Annotated in this window: 8 protein-coding genes and 1 pseudogene; 5 read left to right on the forward strand and 4 right to left on the reverse strand. The window is 62.3% G+C overall.

The genetic code is table 11. From position 1 onward, the window contains the following. Positions 1–75 precede the first annotated feature (75 nt). Positions 76–1,290 carry a cytochrome c biogenesis protein DipZ gene (locus K5E37_RS21680; RefSeq protein ID WP_221535107.1) on the forward strand — a complete coding sequence of 405 codons (1,215 nt, stop codon included), beginning with the start codon at positions 76–78 and terminating at the stop codon, positions 1,288–1,290. Positions 1,291–1,308: 18 nt separating this feature from the next. Here K5E37_RS21680 and K5E37_RS21685 read toward each other — a convergent pair whose 3' ends face one another. Beyond that, on the reverse strand, positions 1,309–1,770 hold the full coding sequence (locus K5E37_RS21685) for a GNAT family N-acetyltransferase (protein WP_221535108.1): 462 nt from the start codon (positions 1,768–1,770) through the stop codon (positions 1,309–1,311). 229 nt (positions 1,771–1,999) lie between these two features. Between K5E37_RS21685 and K5E37_RS21690 the strand changes: the two genes are divergently transcribed. Then, complete coding sequence (locus K5E37_RS21690) at positions 2,000–2,272, forward strand: DUF4242 domain-containing protein (RefSeq protein WP_007957179.1); 273 nt, start codon at positions 2,000–2,002, stop codon at positions 2,270–2,272. 25 nt (positions 2,273–2,297) lie between these two features. After that, entirely contained in the window at positions 2,298–3,110 is an 813-nt protein-coding gene (locus K5E37_RS21695) for a class I SAM-dependent methyltransferase (RefSeq protein ID WP_007957178.1), read from the forward strand. A 110-nt stretch (positions 3,111–3,220) separates the two neighbouring features. Here K5E37_RS21695 and pcsA read toward each other — a convergent pair whose 3' ends face one another. The 3 genes from pcsA to K5E37_RS21710 all read right to left on the reverse strand — a co-directional run bounded on the left by pcsA (position 3,221) and on the right by K5E37_RS21710 (position 6,861). Continuing rightward, positions 3,221–3,943 carry a phosphatidylcholine synthase gene (gene pcsA / locus K5E37_RS21700; RefSeq protein WP_221535109.1) on the reverse strand — a complete coding sequence of 241 codons (723 nt, stop codon included), beginning with the start codon at positions 3,941–3,943 and terminating at the stop codon, positions 3,221–3,223. 190 nt (positions 3,944–4,133) lie between these two features. Continuing rightward, on the reverse strand, positions 4,134–5,435 hold the full coding sequence (locus tag K5E37_RS21705; protein ID WP_221535110.1) for a cation:dicarboxylate symporter family transporter: 1,302 nt from the start codon (positions 5,433–5,435) through the stop codon (positions 4,134–4,136). Positions 5,436–5,505: 70 nt separating this feature from the next. Then, on the reverse strand, positions 5,506–6,861 hold the full coding sequence (locus tag K5E37_RS21710; RefSeq protein ID WP_221535111.1) for an adenylosuccinate lyase family protein: 1,356 nt from the start codon (positions 6,859–6,861) through the stop codon (positions 5,506–5,508). 117 nt (positions 6,862–6,978) lie between these two features. Between K5E37_RS21710 and K5E37_RS21715 the strand changes: the two genes are divergently transcribed. Next, positions 6,979–7,713 (forward strand): GntR family transcriptional regulator, encoded by a 735-nt coding sequence (locus K5E37_RS21715; protein WP_064595351.1) that lies wholly within the window; start codon positions 6,979–6,981, stop codon positions 7,711–7,713. Between the two features lie 92 nt (positions 7,714–7,805). Then, positions 7,806–7,890 (forward strand): annotated as a pseudogene (locus tag K5E37_RS29500) (DUF533 domain-containing protein); the annotation flags it as partial.

The raw sequence follows: 7,890 nt of genomic DNA on the forward strand, positions 1-7,890 counted from the left end.
ATTGAAGGGTGCTGCCCGTAACGGGCGGCCCCCGAACCACTCAACAGACCACCCCTCATTCAAAAGGTGAACCTCATGTTTCTCATCGCTTTCCTGGGCGGTCTGTTGACTGTCCTCAGTCCGTGCATTCTGCCGGTGGTGCCGTTTCTGTTCGCCGGTGCCGACCGCACCCGTTCTTCGATCCTGCTGACCCTCGGCGGCATGGCCCTGACCTTTGCCCTGATCTCCAGTCTGGCGGTGGTCAGCAGCGAGTGGGTGATCCAGGCCAGCAACACCGGTCGCCACATTGCGCTGGCGGTGATGGTGCTGTTTGCGCTGTCGCTGATTTCCGCCCGTATCGGTGACTGGCTGGCCCGGCCCTTCGTGCTGCTGGGCAATCGCCTCGACCCGGACAGCCGGAAAAAAGCCGGCCCGATGGCGTCGATCATGATTGGTGTCGCCACCGGTCTGTTGTGGGCGCCGTGCGCCGGGCCGATCCTCGGCGTGATCCTTACCGGCGCCATGCTGCAAGGCGCCAACGCCCAGACCAGCCTGTTGCTGCTGGCCTACGGTGCGGGCAGTGCGTTGTCGCTGGGGACGCTGATCTTCGCCGGTCGCGGGCTGGTCAACCGGCTGAAACCGTCGATTCCGTTCACCGGCTGGTTCCGTCGCGGTGCGGGTGTCGCGGTGCTGGCGACGGCGGCGGTGATCGCCACCGGTGCCGATAATCTGCTGCTGGCCAACACCTCGTCCCAAGGCGTGGCGTCGGTCGAGAAAAGCGTGCTGGAAAACGTGCCGAAGGTGGTGGACTACTTCGTCAGCAAAGTCCGTGCGGACTCGACCGAAGACGAAGCCGGCAAAGGCGCGATGCCGTCGCTGTCCGGCGCGGTGCAGTGGCTGAACTCGCCGGAACTGACGGCTGAGTCCCTGCGCGGCAAAGTGGTGCTGGTGGACTTCTGGACCTACGACTGCATCAACTGCCAGCACACACTGCCGTATGTGAAGGAGTGGGAGAAGAAGTACGGCAAGGACGGCCTAGTGGTGATCGGCGTGCACACCCCGGAATACGGCTACGAGCGGATCATCGACAACGTCAAGGATCAGGTGAAGAAGCTCGGCATCACCTACCCGGTGGCCATCGACAACAACTACGCGATCTGGCGCAACTTCGATAACCAGTACTGGCCGGCGCATTACCTGGTCGACGCCAAGGGGCAGGTGCGTTACACCCACTTCGGCGAAGGCAGTTATCAGGCGCAGGAGCAGATGATTCAACAGCTGCTCAAAGAGGCCAAGGCGCCCGCTGCGTAAACCGCAAAACTCAATGGCTCACAGGTCGCGCACCATGAGCCATTGTTCGTTGCCCCAGGCGTGAAAACGCTCCAGCACCGTCCAGCCGCGTTTGGCGTAATAGTCCTGTTTGCTCTGGGTGTGCAGGTAGAAACGCGGCAGGCCCCGGTGTTTCGCTTCTTCAGTAATTCCCTCGATCAGCCTTTCTGCCAGACCCTGGCCGCGTGACTCAGGGCTGACCAGCACACAGGCCAGCCACGGTCCCAGATCCGGTCGAAGGGCAAGGTCCGCCCGGGCCAGTGCCGCACCGCCCAGCAGTCGATCCCCGTCCAGCGCAATCAGGCAACGCCAGTCGCCATTGGTCTGGCCCTCGGCAAATTCGCGCTGCCATTCGGCCAGGGGTTGCTCGGCATATTCGTAATGAAACTGTTGATGGATCCATGCCGCGTAAGTGTCGCTGTGCTGCATGTGATCGGCGAGCCATTCGAAGCGCAAGGACATGATCGAATTCCGTTCCGGGGGAGGGCCTGCATGAGAGCCGATCAGCCGGCGCGTTGGCAACCCCCCGACAGTGTTTCGGGGCCTTTACATAATCCCGCCATTCATCGGCCAGCGCCCGGTTTTACAGGCTCTCCGGACGATTGGCAGGGACGCCGGACAGCGCCCGCGCGATAGTGGGCGAGCAGGGCCGCCACGGCCCTGACATCCATAAAAAGAAAGCGAGGTTGCCATGCCGAAGTTCGTGATTGAACGCGAGATTCCAGGAGCCGGAAAGCTATCGGAGCAAGAACTCAAAGCCGTATCGCAAACGTCCTGCAACGTACTGCGTGAACTCGGGCCAGAGGTGCAGTGGCTGCAGAGTTATGTGACGGCCGACAAGATCTACTGCGTGTACATCGCACCCAACGAAGAGCTGGTGCGCGAACACGCCAAGCGTGGGGGATTTCCAGCCAACAGCGTGTCTCGGGTGACGAGCATCATCGACCCGACCACCGCCGATTGACCCCTCTGCCGCGGAGCACCCATTCATGAGTACCCCCATTGATCTCACTGCCCTGAAGGAACGCCAGAAAGTCGCCTGGGCCAGCGGCGACTACGCCGTGATCGGCACCACCTTGCAGATCGTCGGCGAAACCCTCGCCGAAGCCTGCGACCTGCGCTGCGATGAAGAAGTGCTGGATGTCGCCGCCGGCAACGGCAATGCCACGCTGGCGGCGGCACGCCGTGGTTGTCTGGTGACGTCCACCGACTATGTCGCGGCGTTGCTGGAACGCGGCCAGGACCGGGCGCGCGCCGAGCATCTGGACGTGACCTTTCAGGTCGCCGATGCCGAAGCGCTGCCGTTTGCCGATTCCAGTTTCGACGCGGTGTTGTCGACCTTCGGCGTGATGTTCGCCCCGGATCAGGCCAAGGCGGCCAAGGAACTGGCGCGGGTCTGTCGTCGTGGCGGGCGGATCGGCCTGGCCAACTGGACGCCGGAAGGCTTCGTCGGCCAGATGTTCAAGACCCTCGGCCGGCATCTGCCGCCGCCACCCGGTGCGCAACCGCCCTCGAACTGGGGCGCGGAAGCCTGGCTGCATTCGCATTTCGACGATCGCCAGTTCCAGGTGCAGGTGACTCGCCGCCACTTCAACTTCCGCTATCGCTCGGCGGCGCACTTCATTGATGTGTTTCGCCACTGGTACGGTCCGGTGCACAAGGCGTTCGCGGCGTTGCCGCCGGAGAGCGGGCAGGCGCTGGAAGGGGATTTGACGCAACTGATCGACGGACTGAATCGGGCGGGGGCGGAATCGATGGTGCTGCCGAGTGAGTATCTGGAGGTGGTGATTACTAAGCGTTAGCCATTGTGGGAGCGAGCTTGCTCGCGAATGCAGACTGACATTCAACATCTCTGTTGGCTGACACGCCGCATTCGCGAGCAAGCTCGCTCCCACAGGACCCCGACGGGCCTCTATTTCAGATGCGCACTGTCAAACCACTCCAGCGCCGTGCGCCAGATGCAGATGCCGAGGAAGTACGCCGACGCCAGCAGCCAAAGGCCCATCACCAGCGGGTTGATCACCGGGTGGTTCAGCACCAGCGACAGACTGCACAGCAGCCAGATCGCCGTCACCGCAATGTTGATCGGCATGAACCGGCGTACCCGGAACGGGTGCAAAAACTTCATTCGGGTCACGGTCAGCAGCGCCAGGCCAATCACCGTCAGAAAGGTGATCCACGGCCCCGGATCGATGATGTACAGACACAACGCAACTACGTTCCAGGCAGCAGGGTAGCCGACGAAGTAGTTGTCCTTGCTCTTCATGTTGACGTTGCAGAAGCAGAACAGCGACGACACCAGAATCAGCGACACGGTCAGCAGCAGGGTGTAATCGGGCAGGGGAATGTAGCGATAGATGAACAGCGCCGGGATGAACACGTAGGTCAGGTAATCGATCACCAGATCGAGGATCGATCCGTCGAAACTCGGCAGCACCGACTGCACGTTGACCTTGCGCGCCAGCGCCCCGTCGAGGCCGTCGACGATCAGCGCCACGCCCAGCCACATCAGGCAGTGGGTCGGCTGGTTTTCCAGCAGGGCAAGGGTGGCCAGAAAAGCGGTGACCACGCCGGTCGCGGTGAAACCATGGGCGCCCCAGGCCTTGAGCCTGGCGATGTGGACGGTCGATATCACGAAGGCGTTCTCCAGAAAGTGCAGCAAGCCGCATAAACCCTTGGGCAGCAAGGGTGGCGACTAACCGGGTCGGGGTTGCAGCTATCGACCGGTCGGGCCGGGTCAAGGTTCACCCATTCTTGAAGATTAGCTGGCCCTGAAAAAAATACCCCGGCAGGGCCGGGGCATTTTTATGTGACATCGGTAACCGTCAGAGCGCGGCTTCCGGACTGCGCCCGAACACCCGGTTGTATTCAGCCTTGGCGGTCTGCTCGGTGAACTCCCCCGACCACTTCGACACCACCACGGTGGCCACGCTATTGCCGATGGTGTTGCAGGTGGCAATGGCCATCGACATGAAGCGGTAGACGCCGAACAGCAGCGCCAGACCTTCCACCGGCAGTACGCCAATCGCTGTGACGGTCGCGGCGAACACCACGAAGCTGCCACCGGACACCGCCGCCGCGCCTTTGGAGGTCACCAGCATGATCGCGATGGTACCCAGTTGTTGTTCCCAGCTCATCGGCACCCCGTAGGCATTGGCGATAAACAGCACGCACAACGACATGTAAATGGAGGTGCCGTCGAGGTTGAACGCATAACCGGTGGGCAACACCAGACCGACGCTCTGTTTCGAGCAACCGAACTTCTCGAGTTTTTGCAGCAGGCGCGGCAGGGCGCTTTCCGATGAAGCGGTGCCGAGCACGATGAAAATCTCATCCTTGATGTACTTGAGGAACCGCCACAGGCTGAACCCGGAAATACGGCAGACCGCACCCAGTACGACAAAGATGAAAAACGCCACGCCGACATAGAACATCAGCACCAGATTGGCCAGCGACATCAGCACCGCCGAGCCGTTGCTGCCAACCGCGTACGCCACCGAACCGAACGCGCCGAGCGGAGCGAACTTCATGATCAGGTTGATGAACTCGAAGAAGCACTCCGAGACCCGGCTCAGGCCATCCTCGATCACGCTGCGACGTTCCGGTTTCAGCGCCAGCAGGGCGAAGCCGAACAGCACCGAAATCACCAGCACTTGCAGCAATTGCCCGCCGGCAAAGGCGCCGACGAAGTTGTCCGGGAAAATCCCGTAGATGAAGTCCAGAGTCGACGCCGGGGCATGGCCCTTGGCGACGGCGGCACTGGCGGCTGCGGCGGTGGCGCTGCTCGGGTGAGCGTCGTGCATGCCGGAGCCGATGTTCAGCAGGTTGCCCCAGAGCAGGCCGATGGCCAGGGCAATGGTCGACACCACTTCGAAGTAAATCAGCGCACGCAGGCCGACTTTGCCCACGCGTTTGATATCGCCGGCCGAGGCGATGCCGTGGACCACGGTGAAGAACACCAGTGGTGCCACGGCGGTCTTGATCAGCTTGAGGAAGATGTCGCCGAGAATCTTGAAACTGGCCGCCAGTTCCGGCGCCAGAAAGCCAAAGGCAATCCCCAGCAGCATGGCGGCGATCACCTGAAAGGTCAGGTCCTTGTACAGCGGCTTCTTGTCGGGGGTGGTCATGTCTGCGGTCTCGTTGTTGTTATTGGCGAGCGATGGGCAGAGGGCTCGCGCGCGGCGAGCCCGGTGAGGATCAGCGTTTGACCGAACCCTCACGCGCCAGGGCGATGTCGACCATCTGCGGCGCAAGGCCGATGTAGTTGGCCGGATCGGTCAGGCGCTTGAGTTCCTCGACATCCAGTTGCGCGGTGGCTTCACCCTGGGCCAGCAGCGCGTCGAGCAGGCTGGTGCCCTGATCGTTGGCCATGCGGCAGGCGGCATAGACCACGTCATGCGCAACCTGACGACCGAGTGCCGGCGCCAGCCCCATCATTACGGCTTCAGCGACGATCAGTCCTTGGGTCATGTCGAGGTTTTTGCGCATGCGCTCGGTGCACACTTCAAGGCCGGCGAGCATGAACTTCGCCTGACCCAGCGAGGCAGCGCTGAGGGCGAAGGCTTCCGGGATGGCGATCCATTCGGCTTGCCATGGGCCGGTGGAGCGCTCGAAGTCCTGAATCATCGCGTCGAGCATCAGACCCGCCTGCTGGCGCACGCCTTTGGCAGCGGCATACATCAGCTCGCAGGAAATCGGATTGCGCTTTTGCGGCATGGTGCTGCTGGCGCCACGGCCCTTGACGAACGGCTCGTACACTTCACCCAGTTCGCTGGTCATCATCATCATGACGTCGAGGGCAATCTTGCCCAGCGAGCCGGTGACCAGACCGAGGAAGTTCAGGGTTTCCGCCAGACCATCGCGGGCGACGTGCCAGGTGGCTTGTGGCACGCCCAGGCCCAGTTCGGCCATCAGCGCTTCCTGCACTTCCAGGCCTTTGTCGCCAAGGGAGGCGAGGGTGCCCGCCGCGCCGGCGAACTGGCCGATTTCCACCCGTGGACGCAGTTCCACCAGACGTTCGGCGTGGCGGTCGAACATGCTCAGCCACACCGCGCACTTGTAGCCGAAGGTGATCGGCAGTGCGTGCTGCAAATGCGTGCGGCCGGCCATTGGCGTGTCGCGATAGCGCTTGGCAAGGTCGGCGAGCAAGCCGCGCACCGCTTGAATGTCGCGCTCGACGATGGCCAGCGCGGCGCGGACTTGCAGGACGACGGCGGTGTCCATGATGTCCTGGGTAGTTGCGCCCCAGTGCACGTAACGGCCGGCTTCACCGCAGGTTTTCGACAGCTGCTCCACCAGCGGCAGGATCGGGTAACCGACGATTTCGGTCTCGTGCTGCATCAATGCCAGATCGAGCGAGGCATAGGTCGCCAGCTCGGCAATCTGTTCGGCGGCAGCCGCCGGGATCACGCCGCAGCGCGCTTCGGCCCGGGCCAGGGCGACTTCCACTTCAATGTAGCGTTCGATCAGGGCTTGGTCGGAAAACACGCTGCGCATCTCGGCGGTGCCGAACATGTCGCGGAACAGGGCGGAGTCGAAGACAGTGCTGGACATGAGGGAATCCTGAATATGTTTGTTATTGATCGGACATATTTATTATGTCCGTACATAATTCTTGCGCCCTCGCTGATACACTGTCAACTCGCTTAACCATCGGGACTGATGAAAGGTATGAACACGCGCTATGCGGTCGTTGCAAAAGACTTGATGGAGGGCATCTCCAGCGGTCGCTATCCGCTCGGATCGTTGCTGCCGACCGAGTTCGAACTGTGCGAGCTGTACGACGTGAGCCGGCACACTGTGCGGGCGGCCATTACGCAGTTGCAGAATCAGGGGCTGGTCTCGCGGCGCAAGCGGGTCGGCACCCGCGTCGAGTCCATCTCGCCCAAGGGCGGGTACTCGCAGTCGCTGGCCTCGGTGTCCGACCTGGTGCACCTGGCGGAAACCCAGATGCGCAGCATTCAGAACGTCTCCCGTTTTGTCGCCGACATCGCCCAGGCCCGACGCCTGGGCATGGAGCCGGGGGAGCATTATTTTTGCGTGTCGAGCATTCGCGTCGACGAGGAGAACCGGCGGGCGCCGCTGTGCTGGACCGATGTCTACGCGCAGGAAACCTATGCCGAAGTCATCGAGCTGGCTGAACAGCATCCGGACGAACTGATCGCCGCGCTGATCGAGCGCCATTTCGGCCGGCACATCGACGTGGTCGACCAACAGGTACGCGCGGTGTTGCTGAGTCCGGAGATCGCCAAAAGCCTCAACGCCGAAGCCGGGTCGCCGGGGCTGAACATCATTCGCCAGTACCGTGACGAGGACGGCGCCCTGATGGTGGTATCGGAAACCACGCACCCCGAAGACCGCTTCACGCTGGTGACACAGATGCGCCGGGAAAAGAGTCCGGGTTGATGCCCGGTGTCAGCCCAACGGTGCTGGCACATCGCATCAAGAGGACTATCGTTGCCTGACGCAGTCATACCCCTTTGCCTGAGGACGACGTCATGAACACCAGTGATCTGCTCGAACAACTGCTGCGAGGCCAGGCCTCGGCGGGACAACAAGCTAGCGCGTCGGCCGGCGGGGGAC

This window comes from Pseudomonas sp. RIT778 (assembly GCF_019718735.1).
Lineage (GTDB): Bacteria > Pseudomonadota > Gammaproteobacteria > Pseudomonadales > Pseudomonadaceae > Aquipseudomonas > Aquipseudomonas aphyarum.